The organism is Rhodococcus ruber (assembly GCF_027270735.1).
GTDB lineage: Bacteria > Actinomycetota > Actinomycetes > Mycobacteriales > Mycobacteriaceae > Rhodococcoides > Rhodococcoides rubrum_A.
This window is the reverse complement of sequence record NZ_JAPWIJ010000001.1, coordinates 418,095-443,862: the sequence shown is the minus strand read 5'-3', so window position 1 is coordinate 443,862 and position 25,768 is coordinate 418,095. Positions and strand designations below refer to the sequence as shown.

The 25,768-nt window shown below is 65.3% G+C and carries 22 protein-coding genes; 15 read left to right on the top strand and 7 right to left on the bottom strand.

What is annotated here, in order from left to right; all coding sequences use genetic code 11:
* Positions 1 to 5: 5 nt before the first annotated feature.
* Both O4220_RS02140 and O4220_RS02135 read right to left on the bottom strand, forming a co-directional pair.
* Entirely contained in the window at positions 6 to 617 is a 612-nt protein-coding gene (locus O4220_RS02140) for a cytochrome b/b6 domain-containing protein (protein ID WP_269601903.1), read from the bottom strand.
* Positions 601 to 1,326, bottom strand: a complete 726-nt coding sequence (locus O4220_RS02135; protein WP_269601901.1) for a molybdopterin-dependent oxidoreductase — start codon at positions 1,324 to 1,326, stop codon at positions 601 to 603. Before O4220_RS02135 ends, O4220_RS02140 begins: the two co-directional genes overlap by 17 nt.
* 88 nt (positions 1,327 to 1,414) lie before the next feature.
* On the opposite strand from O4220_RS02135, the gene O4220_RS02130 reads away from it, so the two are divergent.
* A complete protein-coding gene (locus O4220_RS02130) occupies positions 1,415 to 1,840 on the top strand; it encodes a pyridoxamine 5'-phosphate oxidase family protein (RefSeq protein WP_269601900.1) in 426 nt (141 codons plus the stop codon).
* A 9-nt stretch (positions 1,841 to 1,849) separates the two neighbouring features.
* Here the strand turns inward: O4220_RS02130 and O4220_RS02125 are convergent, their stop codons facing one another.
* On the bottom strand, positions 1,850 to 2,536 hold the full coding sequence (locus tag O4220_RS02125) for a hypothetical protein (protein ID WP_269601899.1): 687 nt from the start codon (positions 2,534 to 2,536) through the stop codon (positions 1,850 to 1,852).
* A 218-nt stretch (positions 2,537 to 2,754) separates the two neighbouring features.
* Here O4220_RS02125 and O4220_RS02120 point away from each other — a divergent pair, with 218 nt between their 5' ends.
* Positions 2,755 to 3,363 (top strand): hypothetical protein, encoded by a 609-nt coding sequence (locus tag O4220_RS02120; protein ID WP_269601898.1) that lies wholly within the window; start codon positions 2,755 to 2,757, stop codon positions 3,361 to 3,363.
* Between the two features lie 72 nt (positions 3,364 to 3,435).
* Here the strand turns inward: O4220_RS02120 and leuS are convergent, their stop codons facing one another.
* Entirely contained in the window at positions 3,436 to 6,258 is a 2,823-nt protein-coding gene (leuS, locus tag O4220_RS02115; RefSeq protein ID WP_269601897.1) for a leucine--tRNA ligase, read from the bottom strand.
* Between the two features lie 68 nt (positions 6,259 to 6,326).
* Here leuS and O4220_RS02110 point away from each other — a divergent pair, with 68 nt between their 5' ends.
* From O4220_RS02110 to O4220_RS02095, 4 genes are read left to right on the top strand one after another with little or no spacing between them, the layout of a single operon-like run.
* Positions 6,327 to 6,731 carry an SdpI family protein gene (locus O4220_RS02110; protein WP_032402045.1) on the top strand — a complete coding sequence of 135 codons (405 nt, stop codon included), beginning with the start codon at positions 6,327 to 6,329 and terminating at the stop codon, positions 6,729 to 6,731.
* Between the two features lie 4 nt (positions 6,732 to 6,735).
* Positions 6,736 to 7,716, top strand: coding sequence for a DUF1648 domain-containing protein (locus tag O4220_RS02105; protein WP_269601896.1), 981 nt, complete (start codon positions 6,736 to 6,738; stop codon positions 7,714 to 7,716).
* A 9-nt stretch (positions 7,717 to 7,725) separates the two neighbouring features.
* The gene (locus O4220_RS02100; RefSeq protein WP_269601895.1) at positions 7,726 to 8,727 is read left to right on the top strand and encodes a bile acid:sodium symporter family protein; all 1,002 of its coding nucleotides are present in this window, start codon (positions 7,726 to 7,728) and stop codon (positions 8,725 to 8,727) included.
* A 34-nt stretch (positions 8,728 to 8,761) separates the two neighbouring features.
* Positions 8,762 to 10,123, top strand: a complete 1,362-nt coding sequence (locus O4220_RS02095) for a glutamate decarboxylase (protein ID WP_269601894.1) — start codon at positions 8,762 to 8,764, stop codon at positions 10,121 to 10,123.
* Between the two features lie 64 nt (positions 10,124 to 10,187).
* Here the strand turns inward: O4220_RS02095 and O4220_RS02090 are convergent, their stop codons facing one another.
* Positions 10,188 to 10,805, bottom strand: coding sequence for a YqgE/AlgH family protein (locus O4220_RS02090; protein ID WP_269601893.1), 618 nt, complete (start codon positions 10,803 to 10,805; stop codon positions 10,188 to 10,190).
* Positions 10,806 to 10,859: 54 nt separating this feature from the next.
* Positions 10,860 to 11,549 carry a TetR/AcrR family transcriptional regulator gene (locus tag O4220_RS02085; RefSeq protein ID WP_269601892.1) on the bottom strand — a complete coding sequence of 230 codons (690 nt, stop codon included), beginning with the start codon at positions 11,547 to 11,549 and terminating at the stop codon, positions 10,860 to 10,862.
* Positions 11,550 to 11,667: 118 nt separating this feature from the next.
* Here O4220_RS02085 and O4220_RS02080 point away from each other — a divergent pair, with 118 nt between their 5' ends.
* On the top strand, positions 11,668 to 12,606 hold the full coding sequence (locus O4220_RS02080) for an NAD-dependent epimerase/dehydratase family protein (protein WP_269601891.1): 939 nt from the start codon (positions 11,668 to 11,670) through the stop codon (positions 12,604 to 12,606).
* 10 nt (positions 12,607 to 12,616) lie between these two features.
* Positions 12,617 to 13,903, top strand: coding sequence for an MFS transporter (locus tag O4220_RS02075; protein WP_269601890.1), 1,287 nt, complete (start codon positions 12,617 to 12,619; stop codon positions 13,901 to 13,903).
* A 92-nt stretch (positions 13,904 to 13,995) separates the two neighbouring features.
* Here O4220_RS02075 and O4220_RS02070 read toward each other — a convergent pair whose 3' ends face one another.
* A complete protein-coding gene (locus tag O4220_RS02070; protein ID WP_269601889.1) occupies positions 13,996 to 15,462 on the bottom strand; it encodes a CCA tRNA nucleotidyltransferase in 1,467 nt (488 codons plus the stop codon).
* 101 nt (positions 15,463 to 15,563) lie between these two features.
* On the opposite strand from O4220_RS02070, the gene O4220_RS02065 reads away from it, so the two are divergent.
* The 7 genes from O4220_RS02065 to trxA all read left to right on the top strand — a co-directional run bounded on the left by O4220_RS02065 (position 15,564) and on the right by trxA (position 25,725).
* Positions 15,564 to 16,136 (top strand): NUDIX hydrolase, encoded by a 573-nt coding sequence (locus tag O4220_RS02065; protein WP_269601888.1) that lies wholly within the window; start codon positions 15,564 to 15,566, stop codon positions 16,134 to 16,136.
* On the top strand, positions 16,133 to 18,556 hold the full coding sequence (locus tag O4220_RS02060) for a glycoprotein (protein WP_269601887.1): 2,424 nt from the start codon (positions 16,133 to 16,135) through the stop codon (positions 18,554 to 18,556). Before O4220_RS02065 ends, O4220_RS02060 begins: the two co-directional genes overlap by 4 nt.
* Positions 18,553 to 22,758 (top strand): murein biosynthesis integral membrane protein MurJ, encoded by a 4,206-nt coding sequence (murJ, locus tag O4220_RS02055; protein WP_269601886.1) that lies wholly within the window; start codon positions 18,553 to 18,555, stop codon positions 22,756 to 22,758. Before O4220_RS02060 ends, murJ begins: the two co-directional genes overlap by 4 nt.
* Positions 22,759 to 22,857: 99 nt before the next feature.
* On the top strand, positions 22,858 to 23,439 hold the full coding sequence (gene sigM, locus O4220_RS02050; RefSeq protein ID WP_269601884.1) for an RNA polymerase sigma factor SigM: 582 nt from the start codon (positions 22,858 to 22,860) through the stop codon (positions 23,437 to 23,439).
* 59 nt (positions 23,440 to 23,498) lie between these two features.
* A complete protein-coding gene (locus O4220_RS02045; protein WP_269601883.1) occupies positions 23,499 to 24,236 on the top strand; it encodes a hypothetical protein in 738 nt (245 codons plus the stop codon).
* A 124-nt stretch (positions 24,237 to 24,360) separates the two neighbouring features.
* Positions 24,361 to 25,350, top strand: coding sequence for a thioredoxin-disulfide reductase (trxB, locus tag O4220_RS02040; protein ID WP_269601882.1), 990 nt, complete (start codon positions 24,361 to 24,363; stop codon positions 25,348 to 25,350).
* 42 nt (positions 25,351 to 25,392) lie between these two features.
* Positions 25,393 to 25,725, top strand: a complete 333-nt coding sequence (gene trxA / locus O4220_RS02035) for a thioredoxin (protein ID WP_037152116.1) — start codon at positions 25,393 to 25,395, stop codon at positions 25,723 to 25,725.
* Positions 25,726 to 25,768: the final 43 nt, after the last annotated feature.

Below are 25,768 nucleotides of genomic sequence, written 5' to 3'. Positions count from 1 at the left end.
CGACCTCACGTGGCCGGGGGATCCTCGTCCACCCAGTCCGGATGCTCGCTGCGCGCCCACTCCAGCGTGACGACACCCTCCGTCATTCCGCGCATGGCCTCGGTGTCTCGCCATGCGTAGGTGATGTGGCCGACCACCAGAAGGCCGAATCCCAGTGCGAACCAATCGTGTACGAAGGTCGCGCCGATTCGCCAGTTCAGCGGGCTCCAGTTCTGGAAGTACATCACCGCCCCGGTCAGTAGCAGCACGAGAATCGACCCACCGCTGAGCGCGCCGTTCAGCTTCTGGCCGGCGTTGAACTTACCGACCCCTACCGCGCCGAGACGACGGGCCTTGGAACGCAACCACTTCCAGTCGTCGTCGACGAATCTGTTGAGACGCTCCATGTCCCGTCGGTAGCCCCTCGATACCGCACCGGCGATCAACGGAACCGGAAGGAGGAAGCCCGACCACACGTGGACGAATTCCACGATCGGGCGGTGTCCCACCAGCACTGCCAGCGACCCGATGTACAGGATGGCGGCGGTGACGATGCAGACGATCACCAGAACGCCGACAGCCCAGTGCACGTACCGTTCGACCCGTCCGAATCTAGCGAGCTCAGCCCGTTGGGTCATCGCGACGCCCGTTCGATTCGCCGACGTATGCGTCGATGTCGTATCCGCGATTCTCCCAATATCCCGGCACCACGTTGTCGGTGAGCTCGATGCCGCCGAGCCACTTGATGCTCTTGTAGCCGTACATCGAGGCCACGAACAGTCGAACGGGCCCACCGTGGTCGTGGGTCACCGGACCGTCCAGCATCGTCAGCGCAACCAGGACGTCTTCCCGACGCGCCTGCTCGAGCGTCAGACTCTCCGTATAGGTCCCGTCGAACGAGGTGAAGCGAAGAGAGTTCGCCGACGCGGTCGGCACGACAGCATCGAGAATATCGGCCAATCGCACTCCGCTCCAAGAAACTTCGGGCACTCGCCATCCCGTGACGCACTGAAAGTCACGCACCAACGACGTCTGCGGCATCGAACGAAGGTCCTGCAGAGTGAACGTGCGCGGTGTGTCGACGGAACCGCCCACCGTCAGGGCGTAGCTGTTCTCGTCCTTGCGCGGCGCGCCCTGCGTCACCGAGTAGAACCGAAAGTTGTTCCCGACGGGAATCAGTCCGATCAATCCCGTCGGATCGTGATTACCGAGTGGGCCGAGAACGGACGCCAACCCCTTCTGCAGTGCCCCGCCGCCCACGATGCCCGCGGCACCGGCTGCCAACAGGCCGAGCACGACTCGGCGACCCACGGGGCTGCCCGGAATCTCTCGTTCGTCGGTCGGCATCCCTCCACTGTCCACGCTCGACGACGATCCGTCACCTGGCGATGCGCGAAGTCTGGATGTTCGACGCCGCAGGCCCTACCGTGGAGACATGGCACTGTCGAAGGCAGAACGCGAAGAATTTCTGTCCGAACCTCGGATCGCCGCCCTGTCCGTCGCCGCGGGTGCGGATCGGGGGCCACTCACCGTCCCCATCTGGTACGACTACACCCCGGGCGGTGAAGCGTGGGTACTCACCGGTGCCACGTCGAAGAAAGCCCAATCGATCAGGGCTGCATGTCGATTCACGCTGATGATCGAGCAGTCCGATCCCAGGATTCGCTATGTCAGTGTCGAGGGCCCGGTGTCGAGGGAAGAGCCGAGTACGCCGGAACTGGAACGCTCCATGGCGACCCGCTACCTACCCCCGGAGAAGGTCGACGGCTACCTCGAGATGGCGAACAGCGAACACGAAGAAAACGTGGTGTTCTACCTGCAACCGGAGCATTGGCTGTCGGCCGATCTCGGGGCCATCTGACCGCGTCGATCACCGTGTGAACGGCGGTCCGTATCCCGGAGGAGGACTGTTGTAGGTCGGTGCGACGGGGTTGTTCCTCTTCGGACCGATTACCGCATCGATACCGACGGCAATCCACGCCGGCACCGCGATACTCACCAACAGCACAACATCGAGAACCGCAGGCGTTGCTCGAGAATTGAATGCGTCCAACATCAACCAGTGGGCGAGAAGCTGAAATACCGACCCCACCACTGCGGAAATCGCGACCACCACCAAGGTCACCAGTGAGCGGCGTCGGACCAGAACCCACGCAAGTACGGCAGGCACCATCACGATGATGGACAGAAACGCCGCATAGACCACGTAGTCGCTGATGCCGAAGTAGACCGGCCCCAACTCCGCAATCACCGAAATCAAGACCGAAATGCTCAACGCAGCAACGGCAACGATGCGTCGTACCGGAGCAACTGGCTGAAGCGCACAGAACACGGCCAGCGCGAGAGACGGAATCGTATTCGCTGCGAGGAGGTGGAGGGACGTGCTGCCGAGAGGCCCCATCGCGAGTCGCAGACCGAGACCGATCATGCACCCCACGACCAGTATCACGATCGACACGACGCCCGGCCGCGATGACAGCCGAGGTCGTGGATGCGGTGGCTGCGGCGGATACGCAACCGGTGGTGGCCGATAGCCGTAGTTGCCTGAACCGTGCACAGTCCGTCCTTCCGTGGGTAGTGGGGGCCGGGCAGTCACCCCCCGGTTGCCTGCGAAGAACACTAACGAACCGAGTGGTATTTCGCGAGAGTACGGACTCGCTGCGGCCACGCGGAGAGGTGCCCGGTGACACACCCGACGCGACGCCGAACTCGAAGTTATGGACGAATACCGAGCGATTTCCATCCATAACTTCGAGCTCGGCGGAGGATGTGCCCATGTTCGGACGACTGATCACAGCACTGTTGGTTATCGCGGGTAGCGCGGTCTTCTTGCTGGGCACGCCGGGAACCGCGTCTGCATGTGACTGCGCCGTGCCGATGAGCATGCAGAAGACGTCGGCCGTCTTCGAAAGCGTTGCGGGCACGGGAGCTGTGTTCCTCGGGACCCCGACCTCCAAGACCACGGGCAGTGACGCCGACGGCTACGGCGTGGACATCGTCGAATTCGACGTCGCCGGAGTACTCGACGGGCAAGTCCAACCCATCACCACGGTGTCCACCGCTACTCAGACGACGGCATGCGGCGCCGGGTTCACTGTGGGAACCGAATACCTCGTGGTCGCGCTAGCCGAAAAGACCAACGGGGCCACCTGGTCTGCGGCGTCGTGCGGTGGCACCAGTCTCGCCAGCGATCGCGTCTCGGTGGAGTCCGCGGTGTCGGTGTTCGGGCAACCTCGCCCGATCATCGAGCCCCCGCCACTGGAAGTTGTTGCAGCCGAGCAGAGTCCAGATCACACGAACTACGTTCCCTGGGTGGTCGGCCTCATCGCTGCGGCCGCGGCGTCGGCTCTCGGGGTGTGGTCGGTACGACGGCGTGCGAGCTGACCGCCATCCGCGATCTCGAAGTTATGGACGGAAATCGCCAGATTTCCGTCCATAACTTCGAGTTCGGCGGGGTTACTTCAAGACGATGTTCACCATTCGACCCGTGATCACGATGATCTTGGTCGGGGCCTTGCCGTCGAGCAGGGCAACGATTTTTTCATCCGCCAGAGCAGTCTTCTCGACGTCGTCCTTCGTTGCATCGGCAGAGACAGTGATGCGGCTGCGTACCTTACCGTTGACCTGGATGGGGTAGTCGACGGTATCGGCGACGAGCCACTTCTTCTCCACGCGCGGGAATGGCCCGTGCGCCAACGACTTCTCGTGACCCAGCTTGCCCCACAGCTCCTCCGAGAGGTGCGGAGCCAACGGAGCCAACATCAGGATCAGCGGCTCGACGACCCCGCGTGGGGCACCGTCCGGGTAGGCCTTGGTGATGTGGTTGGTCAGCTCGATCAACTTGGCACCGGCCGTATTGTCGCGCAGCGCAGCGTAATCCGCGTGCACACCGTCGATCACACGGTTGAGCACACGCAGCGTGTCCTCGGTGGGCTTGGCGTCGGTGACGCGGACCTCGCCGGTGACCTCGTCGAGCACCAGTCGCCACACCCGCTGCAAGAACCTCTGTGCGCCGACGACGTCCTTCGTGGCCCACGGCCGCGAGGTGTCCAGGGGGCCCATCGACATCTCGTAGAAACGCAGGGTGTCGGCACCGTACTCGGCGAAGATCTCGTCGGGGGAGACCGAGTTCTTCAGTGACTTACCCATTTTCCCGTACTCGCGGTTGACGGGCTGATCCTGGTAGAAGTATCCGCCGTCGCGTTCGATCACCTCGGCCGCGGGCACGTAGACCCCCCGCGCGTCGGTGTAGGCGTAGGCCTGAATGTAGCCCTGGTTGTACAGACGACGGTACGGCTCGCTCGAGCTGACGTGACCCAGATCGAACAACACCTTGTGCCAAAAGCGCGAGTACAGCAGGTGCAACACCGCATGCTCGACGCCACCCACGTAGAGATCCACTCCGCCCGGGTCGTTCGGTCCGTGGATCTCCGGACGCGGCCCGACCCAGTACTTCTCGTTCTCCGGGTCCGCGAAGGCCTCGGAGTTGGTGGGGTCGATGTAGCGCAGCTGGTACCAGGAACTACCGGCCCACTGCGGCATGACGTTGGTATCGCGGGTGTAGGTCTGCAACCCGTCGCCCAGATCCAATTCGACGTTCACCCATTCGGCGGCCTTCGCCAGCGGCGGGGACGGCTCGGAGCCCGCGTCGTCCGGGTCGAACGAGACCGGTGCGTAGTTCTCGACCTCCGGAAGTTCCACCGGCAGAGCGGAATCCGGCAGGCCGTGCGGGTTGCCCTCGGCGTCCCAGACGATCGGGAACGGCTCGCCCCAGTACCGCTGGCGCGCGAACAGCCAGTCGCGCAACTTGTATTGAATGGTGCCGCGCCCGGTGCCGTCCGCTTCCAGACGTGCGATGACGGCCGCCTTGGCCTCGTCGACGGGCAGGCCGTCGAGGAAGCCGGAGTTCACCAGCTCGCCATCACCGACGTACGCTGCCTCGGTGACGTCACCGCCCGAAATCACCTCTCGCACAGGAAGACCGAATGCCGTTGCAAATTCCCAGTCACGAGCGTCGTGACCGGGTACGGCCATGATCGCACCGGTTCCGTAGCCCGTCAGCACGTAATCGGCGATGAACACCGGCACCTGCTCGCCGTTCACCGGGTTCGTCGCGTAGGCGCCGATGAAGACGCCGGTCTTCTCCTTGTTCTCCTGCCGCTCCAGATCGGACTTGGCGGCGATCGACGCCCGATATGCCGCAACGGCTTCCGCGGGGGTCCCGGCTCCACCGGTCCACTTGTCGGAGACATCCGCCGGCCACTCGGAAGCGATCAACCCGTCGACCAGATCGTGCTCGGGGGCGAGCACCACGTAGCTCGCGCCGAACAGAGTGTCGGGGCGGGTGGTGAACACCTCGATGCCGGAGAACGAGACCTGCGCACCGCGGGAGCGTCCGATCCAGTTGCGCTGCATCGTCTTGACCTTCTCGGGCCAATCCAGGTACTCGAGGTCGTCGACGAGCCGGTCGGAATATGCCGTGATGCGCATCATCCACTGCCGCAGGTTCTTCCGGAAGACCGGGAAGTTGCCGCGATCGCTGCGGCCGTCGGCGGTGACCTCTTCGTTGGCCAGCACCGTACCCAGACCGGGGCACCAATTGACCATCGAGTTGGACTCGTACACCAGACGGAAGCCGTCGATCACCTCGCGGCGCTCGCCGACGGTCAGCGACTCCCAGGAGCGGCCGTCGTCCAGGGTCCGCTCACCCGAGGCGAAGGAGGCCTCCAGTTCGGAGATAGGTCGAGCTTTACCGAGGTCCGCGTCGAACCACGAGTTGAAGATCTGCAGAAAGATCCACTGTGTCCAGTGGTAGAAGTCGACGTCCGTCGTCGCCAGGGACCGTCGACGATCGTGCCCGAGGCCCAGACGTCGCAACTGGCGTCGCATGTTGACGATGTTGTCCTCGGTGGTGCTGCGCGGGTGCGTTCCCGTCTGCACGGCGTACTGCTCGGCGGGCAGGCCGAACGCGTCGTACCCCAGCGCGTGCAGCACGTTGCGTCCCTGCATGCGGTGATAGCGCGCGAAGACGTCGGTGGCGATGTAACCGAGGGGATGGCCTACGTGCAGACCGCTGCCGGACGGATACGGGAACATGTCCTGGACGAACAGCTTGTCTTTCGGGACGTCTCCGGCGAGCGTGCCGACCGGGTTGGGAGCGTCGAAAGTGCCCTGCGTCTCCCACAGGTCCTGCCACTGCTCCTCGATGTGCCCGGCGAGTTCGGCGGTGTAGCGGTACTCGGGGGCGGACTCGGTGGGTGCTTCAACGGAATCGGTCACACCTACCAGCCTAAAGTGTGACGCGGCCCGCCTGGTATCAGGACCTCGCTGCGCCGTATCCTGTCGAGGTGGTCATCGTCTCGGTTGTGTTGTTCGTGCTCGCCCTCGTCGTCGGGGCTGTCGCTGCCCTGTCGCTGCTGGGTCGGCTCCCGCGTAACCGTTTCGCCGGTGTTCGCACCACCGAGGCCATGCGCGACGACGAGACGTTCGTTCTCGCCAATCGCGTCGCCGGGCCGACCACCGCGGCATCGGCACTGGTGCTGGCACTCGGCGCAGTGGCCGCGGTCGCTCTGAGCGGAGTATCGGCCGTGGTCGCAGTCGTCGTTGCCCTGGTGGCCGCGCTGTTCATCGCCGCGGCCGGCGGATCCATCGGGGCCCGCGCCGCAGCGGCCGTCCCAGCACCCGCCGAGGCGGACGGATGCGGTCAGTCGTGCATCTCGTGCAGCCTCAAGGACGCCTGCCAGCCGAGCTGAGCAGATGAAAGCGAGAGCTGCGCGCACGTTCGATCCCGCCGGAGTGGTCTTCGGTGTCCTCGCACCACTCGTTGTCGCTGCCCTGGTTCTCGTCCTGGCCTACCTCTGGCAGGGCCGACTACCGGACCAGGTCGCCACCCACTTCAGCGGCACCGAACCGGACGACCTCGCCGATCCTCTCTCCAACGCCTGGACCCTCGCCATCGTGATCGTGCTGGTGGGCGGCGGGTGCAGCGCCGTCGCGTCGCTGGCTCGAGTGCTGCTGATCATGCGCCGAACGATGCTCGTCATCGGACTCACCGTCGTCGGCATGATCGGCGTTCTCCAGATCGCGACCCTGACGCGGGAGTTGGACCTCTCGTCCGGCCAGAGCGTCACCATCCCGGGCTGGGCCATCGCGATGGGCACCGTCATCGGATTCGTCGCCGGGCTGTTCGGTGCGTCCAGGCTGCGCGACCACCGCGAGCGCGTCGTCGCCACCTCTGCGCCGCATGCCGATCTCCCGCGCTGCAATCCCGAGCTACCCCTGGTGGTCAGCGTCGGTGCCAGTCGAGTCGCCGGGATCACCGTCGTAGTGATCTCTCTGGCCGGAGCCGCGTTGACGTGTTACCTGACCAGCTCGCCGTGGCCGATCTTTCTCTTCGTCCCGCTGACGATTCTGATTCTGTCTCTGCTGCGCTTCACCGTGCACATCGACAGCGACGGCCTCTACGTGTCCAGCCTGGGCATGGCGGCATTCGACTACGACATCGACGAGATCACCGGTGCCTCGGTGCGGACCGTCGATCCGGGTAAGGACTTCGGCGGTTGGGGTCTGCGGGCCAAAGGGCGCGGGAACTACGCCGTCGCCACCGAAGCGGGCCCCGCGGCCTTCGTCACCTTCGCCAACGGGGACCGGCTCACCATCGGTTCCGCCCAGGCCGACACGATTGCAGGCACCCTGAACACCTTGACCGCCCGCACTCGCAGCACATCGGTGGATTAAGTTAGCCGAGTGAAGTTGTTGCGGGATACCGTGCTGGATCCCTTCCTGCTGAGCATCTTCGCCGTGGCGGTACTGGCGAGCCTCTTCCCAGCGACGGGCACGGCCGAGGACGTGCTGGGCTGGGTCACCCGGATCGCCATCGCGCTGCTGTTTCTCATCTACGGTGCGAGGTTGTCTCCGCGGGACGCCTGGGACGGCCTCAAGCACTGGCGCCTGCACTCGGTGATCCTGGCGTCGACCTATCTGCTGTTCCCCGCGCTCGGTCTGGCACTGCGGATACTCGAACCCGGATTGATCAGCGACGACCTCTACACGGGTGTGTTGTTTCTCTGCCTGGTTCCCTCGACGGTGCAGTCCTCGATCGCCTTCACCTCCATCGCCCGCGGCAACGTCGCCGGTGCCGTGGTGAGTGCGTCGTTCTCCAACATCATCGGGGTGTTCGTTACCCCGCTACTGGTGATCGCATTGATGACCACCACCGGATCGGTGAGCATCGATCCGGGCTCGATCCTCGACATCGTGCTCCAACTGTTGCTGCCGTTCGCCGTCGGTCAGTTGATCCGGCCATGGGTGACGGGATGGTTGACGCGCCACAGCGCGCCGACGAAGCTCGTCGACCGAGGCTCGATCCTGTTGGTCGTCTTCGCCGCATTCAGCGAGTCGATGAACCAGCACGTGTGGTCCTCGGTGGCGGTGTGGCGCATCGCCGTCGTGGTCGCGGTGTGCGCCGTGCTTCTCGCCGTCGTGCTGACGATCACCTGGTACGCGGGCAAATGGTTCGGCTTTCCCCTCGAGGATCGACTGGTGCTGCTGTTCTGCGGGTCCAAGAAGAGCCTGGCGAGCGGCCTGCCGATGGCCACGGTGCTGTTCGTCGGCCAACCCGTCGGACTGATCGTGTTGCCGTTGTTGCTCTTCCACCAGATCCAGCTGATGGTGTGCACCGTGATCGCTCAACGCTTCGCGCGGCGACCGGAATCGGAACCGAGCCCGGCGGCCTCCGCTGCGGACTAGATTGGGTGTCACTCGAGGCGATGGGGAGAAGACGATGACCAGGAAGCTTCACACCGACGGTGTAGTCTCGGCGGCCTACACCGGCCGGCTCGCCACCAATCCTGTTCCGGCACTGCGACTTCCCGAGGAGCAACTCGACCCCGACGCGGCCTACCGCTTCATCCACGACGAACTGATGCTCGACGGCAGCTCGCGCCTCAATTTGGCGACGTTCGTCACCACCTGGATGGATCCCCAGGCCGAGAAGCTCATGGCGGAGACGTTCGACAAGAACATGATCGACAAGGACGAGTACCCGTCCACCGCGGCCATCGAGGAACGGTGCGTCAACATCGTCGCCGATCTGTTCCATGCACCCGGACTCGACCGTGAGGACCCGTCGTCGGCCACCGGGGTCTCGACGATCGGATCCAGTGAGGCCGTCATGTTGGCCGGTTTGGCGCTCAAGTGGCGCTGGCGAGCCAAAGGAGCCGGCACCGGCACTCCGAACCTGGTGTTGGGCAGCAACGTTCAGGTGGTCTGGGAGAAATTCTGCCGCTACTTCGACGTGGAGCCGAAATACCTACCGGTCGAGCGCGGTCGTTACGTCATCACCCCCGAGCAGGTTCGAGACGCGGTGGACGAGAACACCATCGGCGTGGTCGCGATCCTCGGCACCACGTTCACCGGGGAACTCGAACCGGTGCAGGAAATCTGCGCTGCACTCGACGAGATTGCCGGCGGTGGCGGGCCGGACGTCCCGGTCCATGTCGACGCGGCCAGCGGCGGCTTCGTCGTCCCATTTCTGTATCCAGAGCTCGAATGGGACTTTCGGTTGCCTCGGGTCAAGTCCATCAATGCCAGTGGACACAAGTATGGATTGACCTACCCGGGAATCGGATTCGCTGTTTGGCGTACCAAGGAAGACCTCCCGGAGGACCTGGTGTTCCGCGTGAACTACCTCGGCGGCGACATGCCCACCTTCACACTGAACTTCTCCAGGCCGGGCAACCAGGTGATCGGTCAGTACTACAACTTCCTGCGTCTGGGCCGCTCCGGCTACACCGACATCATGAAGGCGTTGCGCGACACCGCTGTTCGCGTCAGCCGACACCTCGAGAAGCACCCGGACATCGAGGTGATCACCGATGGATCGGCCATTCCCGTGCTCTCGTTCATGCTGAAGGACCACTGCGAATTCACCGTGTTCGACGTGTCCCACGAGCTGCGCGCCCGCGGCTGGCAGGTACCGGCATACACGATGCCCGACAACGCAACCGACGTCGCGGTACTCAGAGTCGTTGTTCGAGAGGGTTTCAGCGCGGATCTGGGCCGAATGCTGTGCATCGCCGTCGACGAGGTGATCGATGGCCTGAAGTCAGGCGGGCATTCGAGCGCGCAGGCTTTCGCTCATTAGTGCCTGCGGCAGTGGTGCGGTTAGGTGCCCTGGGCGGCACCTAACCACGCCACTGCCGTAGGCACTAATTCCGGTCGACGTCGATCGGATGGGACGCGAGCAGCGCCAACGGCATCGGCTGACGACGCAACACGTGTGCCCACAGATCGATGCGTGGCGGGCCGATCACATCGGAGGGCAAGGCCGACAACACCATCCAGTCCTCGCGGTCCAGTTCGCCTTCGAGTTGCCCGAATGTCCAGCCCGAGTAGCCGGCGAACACCCGCACACCCTCGACCAGTGGCGCGATATCGGCGGGATCGGAATCGAGATCGACCATCACCACTCGGCCGTCGACGCGTCGCAATCCGGGAACGCCGTCGATCGAGACCCCGGTACGCAGCGTCGCCAGGCACAGTGCCGAATCGCGTTTGACCGGACCGCCGACGTACAGCGCCTGCGGCTTGGCGGCCAGCTCCGACCAGTCGGGGAGCACGTTCTGCACGGCCGTCTCACTGGGACGGTTGATGACGACACCGAGGCTGCCGGCATCGTTGTGTTCGATGATGTAGATGACAGTGCGTCGAAACGTGGGCTCGACGAGCTCGATCGACGACACCAACAGACTGCCGGGCCGGACATCGCGCAAGGCCGACGCCGTCTGGTCCTCGGGTTCCTCCGCATGCGTTGCCACGGTAGCCATTGTGGCACCGCGCACCGCCGGATGTGGCGCAAGCGATGCGGCCAGTCCCTGCTCCTACTCGAGCCCCGCAATCTTCGTCAACAATCCCAACTGATACTCGAACAAGTCGTCCCTGCTGGCGAATGTCGTGGCACCGTACTGATCGAACACATCGAAGCTGATCGCTCCGAACAGCGACGCCCACACCATCACTCCCCGGGCCATCAGCTCGTCGGGCAGGTCTGTTCCCATCTCCCGGCGGATCTCCTCGAAGCTGCCGTGCAGTGATGCCGGTGCCGACACATCGGCCGGGGCGGCGGGCCGGGCGTCCGCCCAGGCGGAGGCGTAGATCTGGACCAGCGCGGTGATCACGCGGGTGCCCGGCCCGGTGGTCTGCTCCGCGGGAGCGTGGTAGCCGGGTACCGGGCTGCCGAACAGCAACGCATACCGAGCCGGCTCTCGCAGTCCCCACTGCCGCACCGTCCGGCCGAGGGCCAGGAACTTCTCTCTCGGACCCTCGGCCGCGGCCACGGCTGCGTCGACGGTGTCCCCGAGCTCGGTGTACGCGTCGACGACGAGCAGGGTCAGCAATTCGTCCCGGCTCGAGACGTATCGGTACACCGCGGAGGACACGACGCCGAGGTCCCTCGCGACGGCGCGCAACGACAATGCGGCCGCGCCACCGGCGGCCAGATGGTCGCGTCCGATTCGGGTGATGTCGGCCAGGGTCTGCGCGCGGGCTCGCGTGCGGGGAGTGCTCGCCATGGGCTCACTGTAACTGCCGCTCTTGTGAGAGAGCACTGCTCTTGCTTTTCTTGCATCGAGGGTGCACACTCAGGTCAACAGAGAGCACCGCTCTCGTTTGCAGGAAAGGGAGCACATCATGGCCGAATTACACGTCGTCACCGGAGCCGGGCCCGTCGGCTGGACCGTTGCCGAACAACTTGCCGCGCAGGGCCATTCGGTGCGGGTTCTGACTCGGTCCGGTAGCGGACCCGACCATCCGATGATCGAGCGCCGCGCCGTCGACATCGAATCCGACGATCTTCGACCCCATCTGAGCGGTGCCACCGCCATCTACCACTGCACCCACGTTGCGTACGAGAACACGGTCTGGCGGGACAAGCTCGAAGCGATGGAAAAGCGGGTGCTCGACGCGGCCGCGGGCACGATCGTCGCGTTCCCCGAAAGTCTGTACGCCTACGGCCGAGTCGACGGTCCGATCCGCGAGGACACTCCCCGCAACGCCACCTACCGCAAGCTGGGTGTGCGTACACAGCTTCTCGCGGCTCGCGAGAAGCACTCGACTCCCACTGTCAGCGTCGCTGCCTCGGACTTCTACGGGCCTCGCGTCATGACGTCCCACATGGGCGAGAGGGTGCTCGCGCCCATTCTGGCCGGCAAGTCCGTCCGCGTCATTGCCTCCGCAGACCTACCCCACTCGTTCACCTACGTACCGGATCTCGCCGGGGCGATGATCACCGCCGCCGCGTCGCCGACGACCTGGAACACCGTGCTGCACGCACCCACCGCTCCCGCGGTATCGCAGCGGTCGATGATCGAGATGTTCTCCGCTGCAGCCCACGTGCCCGCTCCCAAGGTTGGCACCATTCCGGCCTGGGTGATGCGGACACTGAGCGTCGTGCCAGGGCCTATGAAGGAACTCGGCGACACCCTGTACCAGTTCCGCTACCCCTACGTCCTCGACTCGAGCCGCAGCGAGAGAATTCTGGGACTCGAACCCACCTCGCTCGCCGACGGCACCGCCGCAACGATGGCGTGGTGGAAGGCTGCGGTTCCTGCGGTGGTCAGCGGCAACTAGAGTCCCCTCGGTGAACGACGCCTCCTTCCGTACCCGCCTACGTCGGTCCCCGGGAGTCGGCAAGCTCACCACCATTCGGTTCGCCGGTCAGTTCGGCGACGGATTGTTTCAGGCGGCACTGAGCGGTGCGATCCTGTTCAATCCCGAGCGCGCGACGAATCCGGCGGAGATCGCGGCCGGATTTGCGGTGCTACTCGTGCCGTATTCGTTGGTCGGGCCATTCGCCGGAGCCCTGCTGGATCGCTGGGACCGACGATCGGTCCTGTTGTGGGCGAACATCGTTCGCATCGTTCTGATCGTGGCCACTGCCATCCTGCTGTGCGCCGGAGTCGACGCGACGCCGTTGTTGCTGCTGGCGCTGGCCACCGTCGGGCTGAGCAGGTTCGTCCTTGCCGGGGCCTCGGCCTCGCTGCCCCACGTGGTTCGGCAGTCGTGGTTGGTCCCGATGAACTCGGTATTGGCCACCGTCGGATCCGGTTTCGCTGCCGCCGGTGCCGGTCTCGCCGTCGCCGTGATCAGCATCGTCGGTGCCGGTGATCTTGGCTCGGGTGTCGCAGTGGGCCTCGCCGCCACCGGGTCGATCGTCGGGGCGATCGCGGCGGCCCGCTTCCGACCGCGGTCACTCGGACCGGGCATCGAGACCCGAACCGACAATCCCTTCGAAGATGTTGCTGCCGGGCTGAAGTCGGGTGCTCGCGCTGTCTGGCAAGCACCCGGTGTGACGGCCGCGATGATCGGTATCGGCGCACACCGCGTGGTGTTCGGCATCAACACGTTGATCATGGTGTTGGTTCTGCGCGAGGCCACCGCGAGCACCGTGCCCGGAGGGCTCGCGGGCTTCGGGATAGCCGTCGGTGCCACCGCCGTCGGCATGTTCCTCGCCGCCGTCATCACCCCGTTCGTCGTTCCGCGGTTCGGACGGACCCCCACGATCGCCACGGCCCTCGTCCTCGCCATCGTGGCCCAGCTCGGAGCCGTCTCCGGACTGACGCAGAACAGCCTGCTGATCGGAGCCTTCTTTCTCGGGATCGCCGGGCAGACCGTCAAACTCAGCGGTGACGCCGCCATGCAGATCGAGATCGACGATGCCCATCGCGGACGAGTGTTCGCGCTGCAGGACACGGTCTTCAACATCGCGTTCGTCGGCGCTCTGGCCGCTGCTGCCTTCGCCGTCGGGCCCACCACCACCGATCTGAGCCAGGATCCCACTGCACACGCCCTGGTGTTCGTCGGAGCAGGTCTCTACGCCCTCGGATTGGTCGCAGTGGCCGTCGTCAGCAGGCGCACACGCCGCTGACGTGGTGTGGCTTTCCGTATCGGACCGAGAGGTATACGTGAGTGGAAATTCGTAGTGGGCCACGAACTTTCGCGCACGTGCGCGGGACGCGCCTAGTGCGTAGGCCACCACTCGAGCAGCGCCGCTTCGGCGTCCTCGCGGGAGAGTGGTCCCCGATCGAGTCGGAGTTCTTTCAAGAACTTCCATGCCTTACCCACGTCGGGACCGGCCGGGATGCCGAGCAACTCCATGATCGCGTTGCCGTCGAGATCGGGCCGTACCCGAGCCAGATCCTCCTGCTCGGCAATGCGGGCGATGCGCTCTTCGAGGTCGTCGTACGTTGCCTGCAGCGCGGCTGCTCGACGCTTGTTCCTGGTGGTCGAATCGGCTCGAACGAGCTTGTGCAACTTGGGGAGTAGCTCGCCGGCATCGGTGGCGTAGCGGCGGACGGCGGAGTCGGTCCACTGACCCTTTCCGTAGCCGTGGAATCGCAGATGCAGGAACACCAGATGCGAGACTTCCTCGATCATCTTCTTGGAATACTTCAAGGCGCGCATACGCTTTCGCACCAACTTTGCACCGACGACCTCGTGGTGATGAAAACTCACTCCACCGCGCGGCTCGTTTCGCTTCGTATCAGGCTTGCCGATGTCGTGAAGCAGTGCAGCCCAACGCAATACGAGGTCCGGATCGCCGTCCTCCAGATCGATCGCCTGCTTGAGCACCGTCAGCGAGTGCGTGTACACGTCCTTGTGTTGGTGATGCTCGTCGATCTCGAGCTTCATGTTGGGAACCTCGGGGATGATCCGCTGCGCCAGCCCCGTCTCGCACATCACGTCGATGCCGTCTATCGGGTGCGCGCCGAGCATCAGCTTGTCCAGCTCCACCTGGATGCGCTCGGCCGTGATCCGGTCTATCTGATCCGCCATGTCCTCGATGGCCCGGTGCACTCGGGGCATCAGCGAAAATCCGAGCTGGGAGACGAACCTCGCGGCGCGCAGCATGCGGAGGGGATCGTCGCCGAAGGAGACCTCCGGAGCCGACGGCGTATCGAGTACGCCTTCGAGGAGCGCGTCCATCCCGCCGAGCGGATCGACGAACTCCTGGGTGCCGTCGGCTCCCAGACGCACGGCCATGGCATTGACCGTGAAATCGCGTCGAACGAGGTCCTCTTCGAGACTGTTGCCGTACTGCACCTCGGGATTGCGGGAAACCTGATCGTAGGAGTCGGTGCGGTACGTGGTGATCTCGATCTGCTGGCCGTCCTTGGCCGCACTGATCGTGCCGAACGCGATGCCCGTGTCCCACTGGTTGTCCGCCCAGCCCGACAGCATCGCCTGGACGTCCTCGGGCCTGGCGTCGGTGGTGAAATCCAAATCCGTGCCGAGTCGACCGAGAACCGCGTCGCGCACCGTTCCGCCGACGAGATACAGCTCGTGCCCGGCGGTCGCGAACAGAGCACCGAGCGGAGTCAACACCGGAGCGAGCTCGCGCAGCGTCACCGCCGCTCCGGCCAGCAACCTCTCCCGGCGGGCATCGGTCTGCTCGGCGGAAACGGAAGACAGGGACTGATCGGCCACGGTGGAAGAGCCTACTGGCGCAGCGGGGACACGATTGTCTCGGCCACTGACCGCGGTGCGGCACGGTAGAAGAGTGCGCATGGGCAACTAGTATGGATCGGGTGTCTGCTGCCGAACGATCGAACAGGAGTCGCCGCAACCCGCGGCGGCGTCAGGCACGCGCCGACACCGAAGCACCCAAGCTGCGGACCGTACGCGAAACCTCGGCAGGCGGCCTTGTGGTCGACGGCCTCGACGGTCCGCCCGCCACCCGCTGCGCCGCCCTGATCGGTCGTACCGACCGTCGAGGACGTCTGCTCTGGTCCCTGCCCAAGGGCCACATCGAGCAAGGCGAAACCGCCGAACAGACGGCCATGCGCGAGGTCGCCGAGGAGACCGGCATCCGTGGAACCGTCCTGGCGTCGCTGGGCAGCATCGACTACTGGTTCGTCACCGAGGGCCGACGCGTCCACAAGACCGTCCACCATTACCTGCTCCGATTCCTCGGCGGCGAACTATCGGACGAGGACCTGGAAGTGACCGAGGTCGCCTGGGTACCGCTGAGCGAGCTGCCGTCACGACTGGCCTACGCCGACGAACGCAAACTCGCCGCCATCGCCACCCGCCTCATCGACGACATGCACGACGGCACGAACAACGGGAACTCGAGCGCACCGACCCCCGGCGAGAAGTGATCGTGCGGGCTCGAAAGGTCACTGCCGCCGCATTGACCTCGTTCCTCCTTGCAGTGGCACCGGCCGTGGGTGTGGCAGCGGTGGTCCCGACGCAGCTACCGATGGCCACCGCTCAGCCCGACGCGTCCGTCGGCGATGTCGAGTCCACCAGCGCCGTCCCGGATACTCCGAGGACACAGGCCGGCAATCCCTTTCTGACGCTGAGCATCGAGACCGTCGCCCCGTCGACCGTCACCACCAGCAGCGATCCGTTCGTCACGGTTCGCGCCACGGTGAAGAACACCGGCGATCGGCGTGTCGACGACGTCAGTGTCCGCATGCAGGCCTCGGCCGCGATCGACACCACGGCAGGCCTGCGAACCTCGTTGACCCTCGACCAGGAGAGATTCGACCGCGTCGGCGATTTCGTCACGGTGGCCGAGTCGTTGGAGAAGGACGAGAGCCGCCAGTTCGACCTGTCGATGCAACTGCGCAGCACCACCGAACCCTCTCTCGGAATCGAGGCACCCGGTGTCTATCCGCTACTGCTCAATGTCAACGGCACACCCGAGTACGGCGGAACCGCACGACTCGACGACGCACGCTTCTTGCTCCCTGTCGTCGGGCTGCCACGCAACCCGGGCGAGATGGACCCGGCTGCTCCCGATGCGACGCCGCTGCCCCCGAACACCCGAAACCCCGTCGCGATGACCGTGCTGTGGCCACTGGCCGACATCCCGCGCCTCGCCGCCGGACTACCCGGCTCGGTCGACGAGCGAGTGCGACTTATCGACGACGAGTTGGCCGGTGAACTCGCCTCGGGCGGTCGACTCGACACCTTGCTCAAGTCCGTCGAATTCGCAACGAAGCCAGGCCTCGATCCGGGCGGCAACCTCGCGTCGAGCCTGTGTCTCGGTATCGATCCCGACTTGCTCGTCACCGTCTCGAACATGACCCGTGGCTATCTCGTCGTCGACAACCCGTCAGATCCCGCCAGCACGGCTCGCGACGGCACCGGGAGCGCGGCCGCGACCGAGTGGCTGTCCCGTCTCGAAACCATCGCGTCGAGCACCTGCGTGACTGCGATGCCGTTCGCACAGACAGACCTGGGGGCAGTGGCCGACATCGGCGACGCCTCGCTGATCGACGGGGCGATCAGCGCGCCTGCCGACATCGTCGACGGCATCCTCGGCATCACCTCGACGCGGGGTTTCACCTGGAGCACCACCGGAGGCGTGGACGCCGACACCGCCGACGCCCTGCGCTCCGCGGGTACCGGAACCGTGCTGGTCGCGGGCAACAGCATCAGCCCGCCGACATCGGCACCGATGGCCCAGCTGATCTCGACGAATGTTCCTCCGAGCGGAACCCAGCCGTCGGAAACACAGCCGCCCTCGACGCTGGCGGCTGCCCACTACGACGCGCCCACCGCAGCCGCACTGGCCGGTGTGGGTGACACCCCGTCCACTCCTGCCCTCACTCCCGCCGAGCAGCGATTCGACCTCGACACGGACTCCCGTACCGCACGCCTGCAGGACGCACTCGGTGCTGTCAACTTCCATGCTCTCGTCGGCACCGATCGGCCCGGGCGCACCGTCACGGTCGCACCACCGCAGTATTGGACCGCAGGGGGAGACGAGCCGTCGGCCATTCTTTCGGCGGTGTCCTCGCTGCTGCGTTCCGGGCTGGCGACGCCCCGCCCGCTGACCGAACTGATCGCCGAGCCCACCTCGGGCACCCCGGTGAGCAGCGTCGATGCTGCCACCGAACTCGATACCGGCACCATCGGACTGGTGAGAACGCAGAGCGCTCGGATCGAGACGCTGATGCAGTCGCTGGTCGAGGATCCTCAGTCGGCGCTCACCCCGCGCCTGTTCACCGCACCGCTGCGCGAGGACATGCTCCGGGCACTCTCCACGGCGGGTCGAGCCAGTTCGGTGGCCGACGAGACCGGCACCATGGCATTCACCCGACTCGCCGCTACCCGACTCGGGATCGACGCCATCTACGGATCGGTGACGGTGCTCGCGCCGGGCGGCGTCTACACCCTCGCCTCCGAGCAGAGCCCGTTGCTGCTCGTCGCGCGCAACGACCTTCCGATGCCGGTCAACGTGCTGCTCCGAGTCGATGCGCCACCGGAAATGACCATCAGTGACGTCGGCGTCACCCAGCTTCCGGCTCGCGGATCGCGAACCATCACCGTCCCGGCCGAGGTCGACGCCACCCGCAACCTGTCGGTCGACTTCTCCGTGACCGCGCTCGACGGCAGCAGGCTCGGCGAAGTGTCCACGGTGTCCGTACGGTCGAACGCGTACGGCCAAGCGCTGGCCATAATTACCGCCTGCGCCGGCGCTCTCCTACTGTTACTTGCAGGTCGACGACTCTGGCATCGATTCAGAGGCGAACCCGACCCGGCCGACGAAGGGTACGAGAGACCATGACAGGAAACGTCCCGTACGACGGGGACCTGCCGAGGTCGCGTATGCCGGCAGCACAGGTTTTCCGACGCACGACGCCACCGCGGTCGGCACCCTGGGAGCGGCAGTCGACTCCGGAGCTGCGCTCGTACCCGGCACCGCCCCCGCTCGACGGTCAACCGGCCGCCGACGACGCCGTCACCCAGCTCATCCCGCGGTTCCGCGACGAGGACTACCCCCGGGAGCCGTCGGGAACCGTTCCTCCGACGACAGTTCCGCCGGGCGGAACAGGATCCGCACCGCAGCCCGAGCCGAGACCACAGAAGTCGTTGCTCGCCGCGTCGGGATCCATTGCGGTAGCAACCCTGGTCAGCCGCATCACCGGATTCGCCAAGCAGGTCGCCATGACGGCCACCCTCGGCGCAGGGCTGGCCAGTGCGTTCACCGTCTCGACGATTCTGCCGAACATGATCTCCGAGTTGGTCCTCGGCGCGGTACTCGGAGCGATCGTCGTTCCCGTGCTCGTCCGGGCCGAGCAGGAGGACGCCGACGGCGGGCGGGCATTCGTTCGACGCCTGTTCACCATTGCGGTGGCCCTTCTCGGAACCGTGGCGCTCGGGGCGACCATGGCCGCGCCGCTGCTGGCGCGGCTGATGTTGTCGGGAGATCCGAAGGTCAACGAGGACCTGACCATCTCGCTGACGTACCTGGTACTTCCGGCGTTGCTGTTCTACGGACTGTCCGGCCTGCTCACCGCGGTGCTGAACACCAGACAGAATTTCAAGCCCGGCGCGTGGGCCCCGGTGTTCAACAACCTGGTCGTACTCGCAGTGTTCGGCATCTACTTCCTGATTCCGGACGACCCCACTTTGAATCCGAACGAAATGAGCACCACGCAGGTGCTCGTCATCGGCCTCGGCGTCACCACGGGTGTCATCACGCAGGTACTGGCGCTGATTCCCGCGCTGCGGCGCGAACGCATCGACCTACGCCCACTGTGGGGATTCGACGAACGCCTCAAGAAGTTCGGTGCGATGGCCGCGGCCATCGTGCTCTATGTGGTCGTCAGTCAGATCGGATTGATCGTCGCCACCAACATCGCGTCGGGCACCGACGATGCAAGCAACACGATATATTCGCAGGCCTGGATCGTGCTGCAGCTGCCGTACGGCATCCTCGGCGTCACGGTACTGACGGCCATCATGCCCAGGCTCAGTCGCAATGCGGCCAACGGTGACACTCCGTCGGTCGTCGACGATTTGTCCGTTGCCACCCGGCTGACGATGGTGACGCTGGTCCCGATCGTGGTGTTCTTGACCTTCGCGGGGCCGTGGGTCGGCGAGGCGCTGTACGGGTTCGGCCGATTCGCCGACGTTGCGAGCCGACTCGGCGAGGCCGTCAGCTGGTCGGCGTTCTCCCTCATCCCGTACGCCCTGGTGCTGATCCACCTGCGTGTCTTCTACGCACGTGAACAGGCCTGGACACCGACCTGGATCATCCTCGGCATCACCGCCGTCAAGATCGGCCTGTCGCTCCTCGCCCCGATTGTCGCCTCCGATCCGGACCAGGTGGTGCTGCTCCTCGGAACGGCCACCGGCCTCGGCTACACCGTCGGCGCGATCATCGGCGGCTACCTGCTGCACAAGAGCCTGGGCAACCTGCGGATGGCCAACGTCGGCAAAACCATCTGGCTGGTTCTCATCGCCTCGCTGGCCGGCGGTGCTGCCATGCTCGCTATCGACCGGATCCTCGGGCTCGACGCACTGACGAACGGCTGGATCGGCAACTTCGTGCGCGTCGCGATCGACGCCGTTGTCATGCTCGGCATCACGTTCTCGATCCTCTGGTTCGGCAAGATTCCCGAAGTCCTGGCGGTCACGGTGGCCCTGAGCCGCGTCGTTCGCAGGTTCCGTGGCGCGCCTGCCGACCGCGACGCTGATCTGGCGGCTGCAGAAACCGGCGTGATTCCCGTTATTCGAACCGAGCCCACATGGGACACTCCGCGGGATCGGCTCCCGTACCCTGGTCCTCGGCACCCGGGGGCATACGCCCACACGGGTCGACCGTTTGCAGAACAACACGGGGCATATTCGCCTGAAGGAGTGACAGTGACCGACGACGATGTTGCTGGGGGGCCGGCACAGTCTCCAGCAAACGAAGCCGACCGAACGAGCGGCGGAGTCGAAGTCGACACCCAGGACCGCACCGAGCCCGTGAAGGCCGAGTCCACGACGCCTGCCAAGACAGCGGCTCCCACGAAGGCCACCACGCCTGTGTCCTCGGAGACTCCGAACGCTGATGCGGATTCCGACACGGGCAACGAGAAGACCGCCGACGCAGTCGAATCGGACGGCAAGTCGAGTGCCGCCGAGACGAGCACCGAAGAAGCCACGACCGACAAGACAGCCGACACCGAGCCTGCTCCGAAGCCGGTAGATCGAACGGTCTCCATTTCCAAGTCCGCGTTGGCGTCGCGCCCGACCGACAAGACCATCTCGATCTCGAAGGCACAGCTGCCGGTCGAAGACCCCGCCGACAAGAAGACGACCGACAAGGATTCGACGCCCGAGCCGACTTCCGAGGACGCTGCAACGGCTCCGACCGCGGACAAGGACACGGCGAAGGCCGCATCCACAACCACCGTCGGCAAGTCTGATGCGGCCGCTCCCGCGCCCGAGCGGACTCTTCGTGGCCCGACGCTCATTCCCGGTGCCTCCGTCGCCGGTGGACGGTATCGACTCCTGGCTCCGCACGGCGGCGCACGTGGACTCAAGTTCTGGCAGGCCCACGACGTCAAGCTGGACCGCGAGGTGGCGCTGACGTTCGTCGATGCCGACCAGCAGTCCACCGCGTCACCCACCGATCGCACCGAGGGTCCGCAGGCGATCCTCTCGCGCACGCTGCGCCTGGGTCGGATCAATTCCCCCGGCCTTGCGCGCGTGCTCGACGTGGTGCGTGGCAGCTCCGGCGGCATCGTCGTCGCGGAGTGGACGCCTGGCCGCTCACTACGCGAAATGGCCGACACCGTGCCTGCACCTACCGGGGCTGCTCGCGCGATCAAGGTGCTGGCTGCGGCGGCCGAGGCAGCACACCGCAGCGGCGGTGCCCTGTCGATCGATCACCCCGATCGCGTGCGCATCAGCTCCAGCGGCAATGCCGTCCTCGCTTTCCCGGCCACTCTCGCCGACGCCGATCCGAGTTCGGACGTCCGCGGTCTCGGTGCCATGCTCTACGCCCTGATCACGGCCAGGTGGCCGCTCTCTGACACCACCGGCGGCTCCGTCGTGTCCGGTGATGCGGCTCCGGCTCGGAGTGTCGGCGGCATGCGACCGGCCGACCGGGACGACAAGGGCGCGCCGCTCGAGCCGAGGCAGGTTCGTCCCGACGTTCCGTTCGAGATCTCCGCTGTCGCGGTGCGGGCGCTCGAGCAGAACAGTGGCATCCGCACTGCTGCCACCGTGCAGCACGTTCTCGATCAGGCAGCCGTCGTCAACGACAAGACCGACCTGATGCCGGCTCTCCGGCTGGGGCAGCGCGCACCGGGGGCCAGCGGGCATTCGCTTGCCGACCCCGAGGAAATCGCTGCCGAGAAGGCCAAATCGACCCGCACCAATATCGCCATCGCAGTACTCGGTGCCCTGACGGTCGTCATTCTGGCATTCGCTGGGTACTGGCTGTTCACCTCGATCGCCGGTGACAGCACGGATGCGCCCCTCGACAGCCAGGAATTCGGCCTCACCACTCCAGCGGCTGCACCTCCCGTGGGCGATACAGCGACACCCCCCGCCGAGACCGGTGGGCCCGTTGCCTTGAACGGTGTCAGCGTCTTCTCGCCGCAGGGTTCGGCCGACAACCCAAGCACGGCCTCCAACGTGATCGACAACGACCCCAGTACGGCGTGGACGACCGACTCGTACTTCCAGCAGTTCCCCGCTCTGAAGAACGGCGTTGGCCTGCTCGTCACGATTCCGTCGACAGCGCTGCAGAACGCATGGATCGAGTCGACATCTCCGGGAACCGTCGTCGAGATCAGGTCGGCACCGAACGACTCACCCAGCCTGAGCGACACCACTTTGCTCGGTGAGGCCACCCTGCAGAACGGCCGGACCGATATCGCCCTCGACGACGCCGAGCCCACCGGGAACGTGCTCGTCTGGATCACCACACTCGGAGAGCAGGGCGGACGCATCGCCACGTCGATCTCCGGGATCGGTTTCGACTCCTAGACCCGACGCTCGGTACGCAATTCGGGCTCGTTTCGTACTTCACGGTCTCCATGGCCTAGGCTCCCCCCAATGCGTTAACACGGGGGGAGCCGTTTTCGTATGACCGAACGTATCGATTCGGCGCTAGGGGAGCGCACGGATGCGGAACTTCTGGCTGCTCATGCGGCCGGGGAGCCGAACGCATTCGCAACATTGATCTACCGACACCACGAGCATCTGTGGCTGACGGCTCGTCGCACGAGCTACACACCCGAGGACGCCTCCGATGCTCTGCAGGAGGCTCTGCTTTCCGCTCATCGCACCGCCGGGTCGTTCCGCGCCGACGCCGCCGTCCGCAGCTGGTTGCACAAGATCGTCGTCAACGCCTGCCTGGACCGCATCCGACGCAACAAGGCACGGCCCTCGGTTCCGTTGAGCGAGAACGAAAGTCACGAGCCCGCGTCCCCCAGGGACCGCATCTCCGAGACGGAGACCACCATTCTGGTTCGGCAGGCTCTGATGACGCTTCCGCCCGATCAGCGTGCAGCCGTCGTCGTCGTGGACATGGAGGGCTACTCGGTGGCCGACGCTGCCGTTCTGCTCGGCGTTCCCACCGGTACCGTCAAGAGTCGATGCGCGCGTGGCCGACTCAAACTGTCGACGCAGCTCGCCTACTTGAAAGACGCAGGGAACCGAATCTAGACCCCTCGCGTCTATATCGTGTGAGAGAGAAAGCAGATTCGGCGAAGGGAGGCAGGAACGTGTCGTCGAGCACCGATGCGATACCCGATGCCCCGTTCTCACCGGAGCTGTTGGCCGAACTGCATGCCGATGCCCTTCCCGAGGATGTCAGCAGCCGGCTCTGGCCGCTGGTCCGTCGCGACGAGGAGTCGATGCAGATCCTCGCCGGTCTCGACGCGGTGTCGGCCCAGTTGAACGAGGTGGGCGAGGATCCGACCGGGACGTTGTCGATTCCGCCCGACGTCGTCGAACGGATCGATCGCACGATCCATACCGTCGAACAATCCACTCCACAGCTCAGCGATCCGGTTGTCGTTCCACTCCGGTCCCGCAGGCGTGGTGTCGTTCTCGGAATTGCCGCTGCCGCAGCATTTCTCGCTGTCGGTTCGGTCGTGTTCACAGCGGTGTGGCGCACCCCGGATGCATCCGAATCCGTTGCCGCAGAACCGTCATCAGCACCCGAGGGGTCACTCGTCCTCGATTCCGACGACCTCGACTCCGGTTTCGCATTCAGCATTCTCGGCAAGCGTGATGCCGGTGCCCTGTCGGATCCGGCCGACCTCGCAACCTGTCTGGCGGCCAACGACGTCGACCCCGCAACGTCGGTCCTCGGATCCACTCAAGTCAGGATCGACGGCCGAGACGGAACCCTGCTGGTGCTGGCGGGCGCGCAGCCGGCCCAGTTCATCGCCCTGGCCGTGGGCAACGACTGCGGCAGTAACAACCCCGATGTCCTGACTCGGCGCGATATCGGCTGACACATCTCTCTCCGGGGAACAACTGCCTCTAGGGTGGTGTTGACCAGATGTACGTCGACCGGCGCGTGCAGTGTGCACTCTGCTGTCGGCGCCCAGGACACGCCCCAAGATCGGAAGGTCTGCATTGAGTACCCCCAAGGTTCACGATCTCATCATCGTCGGTTCGGGACCGGCCGGTTATACCGCCGGTGTCTACGCGGCCCGCGCAGAGCTGGAACCGATCCTGTTCGAGGGAACCCAGTTCGGTGGAGCACTCATGACGACCACCGAGGTCGAGAACTTCCCCGGCTTCCGTGAGGGCATCATGGGCCCCGATCTGATGGAGCAGATGCGCGAGCAGGCGAAGCGATTCGGTGCCGACATCCGCACCGAGGACGTCGAGGAGCTCGATCTGGCCGGTCCGATCAAGACCGTCTCCGCGGGCGGCGAGACCTACCAGGCTCGCGCAATCATCCTTGCGATGGGCGCAGCAGCGCGATACCTGTCCATCCCGGGCGAGGAAAAGCTGCTCGGACGCGGTGTCAGCGCCTGCGCCACCTGCGACGGCTTCTTCTTCCGCGACCAGGACATTGCCGTCATCGGCGGCGGTGACTCCGCGATGGAGGAGGCCACCTTCCTCACCCGGTTCGCTCGTAGCGTCACGATCGTGCACCGGCGCAGCGAGTTCCGCGCGTCGCGCATCATGCTCGAACGTGCCAAGAACAACGACAAGATCCGCTTCCTCACCGACACCAAGGTCCTCGAGGTCCTCGGCGACACCAGTGTCACCGGCATCTCGCTCGAGCACGCCGTGACCGGGGAGAAGACAACTCTCGATGTCACCGGAATGTTCGTCGCCATCGGCCACGATCCCCGCAACGAGCTGGTCAAGGGTCAAGTCGACCTCGACGACGCCGGCTACGTCAAGGTCGCGTCTCCGTCGTCCGCCACCTCGGTCGAGGGCGTCTTCGCTGCCGGAGACCTCGTCGATCACGTCTACCAGCAGGCGATCACCGCTGCCGGCACGGGTTGTACAGCCTCGATCGACGCCGAGCGCTGGCTGGCCGAGCAGGGCGACATCACCAGCAACACACTCGAACACGCCGATCAGCCGGTCGACGCAGTCAACGCCTGACCGGCCCCTTCACACACCGCTTCCTACATCGAGGAGATACAAATGTCCGACGACAAGAGCACAGTCACCATCACCGACGCATCGTTCGCCGACGACGTGCTGACCAGCGAGAAGCCCGTCCTCGTCGACTTCTGGGCAACCTGGTGCGGCCCGTGCAAGATGGTCGCTCCGGTTCTCGAGGAGATCGCCGCTGAGCACAAGGACAAGCTGACGATCGCCAAGCTCGACATCGACGCCAACCCGCAGGCCGCTCGCGACTTCAAGGTCATGTCGATTCCGACGCTCATCCTGTTCCAGGGTGGCAAGCCGGTCAAGCAAATCGTCGGTGCCAAGGGCAAGGCCGCGCTGCTCAAAGACCTCGAAGGCGTTATCTGATTCACCTCCGAATCGTGTGGATTGCAGCGGAAGGCAGTCTTTC

Bases quoted from the DNA above. Each gene is read 5' to 3' on its own strand.
- O4220_RS02130 (WP_269601900.1), top strand. From the start codon at position 1,415: ATGGCACTGTCGAAGGCAGAACGCGAAGAATTTCTGTCCGAACCTCGG.
- O4220_RS02120 (WP_269601898.1), top strand. From the start codon at position 2,755: ATGTTCGGACGACTGATCACAGCACTGTTGGTTATCGCGGGTAGCGCG.
- O4220_RS02140 (WP_269601903.1), bottom strand. From the start codon at position 617: ATGACCCAACGGGCTGAGCTCGCTAGATTCGGACGGGTCGAACGGTAC.
- O4220_RS02135 (WP_269601901.1), bottom strand. From the start codon at position 1,326: ATGCCGACCGACGAACGAGAGATTCCGGGCAGCCCCGTGGGTCGCCGA.
- O4220_RS02095 (WP_269601894.1), top strand. From the start codon at position 8,762: ATGACCAGGAAGCTTCACACCGACGGTGTAGTCTCGGCGGCCTACACC.
- O4220_RS02085 (WP_269601892.1), bottom strand. From the start codon at position 11,549: ATGGCGAGCACTCCCCGCACGCGAGCCCGCGCGCAGACCCTGGCCGAC.
- O4220_RS02090 (WP_269601893.1), bottom strand. From the start codon at position 10,805: ATGGCTACCGTGGCAACGCATGCGGAGGAACCCGAGGACCAGACGGCG.
- sigM (WP_269601884.1), top strand. From the start codon at position 22,858: ATGACCGAACGTATCGATTCGGCGCTAGGGGAGCGCACGGATGCGGAA.
- murJ (WP_269601886.1), top strand. From the start codon at position 18,553: ATGACAGGAAACGTCCCGTACGACGGGGACCTGCCGAGGTCGCGTATG.
- trxA (WP_037152116.1), top strand. From the start codon at position 25,393: ATGTCCGACGACAAGAGCACAGTCACCATCACCGACGCATCGTTCGCC.
- O4220_RS02105 (WP_269601896.1), top strand. From the start codon at position 6,736: ATGAAAGCGAGAGCTGCGCGCACGTTCGATCCCGCCGGAGTGGTCTTC.
- O4220_RS02080 (WP_269601891.1), top strand. From the start codon at position 11,668: ATGGCCGAATTACACGTCGTCACCGGAGCCGGGCCCGTCGGCTGGACC.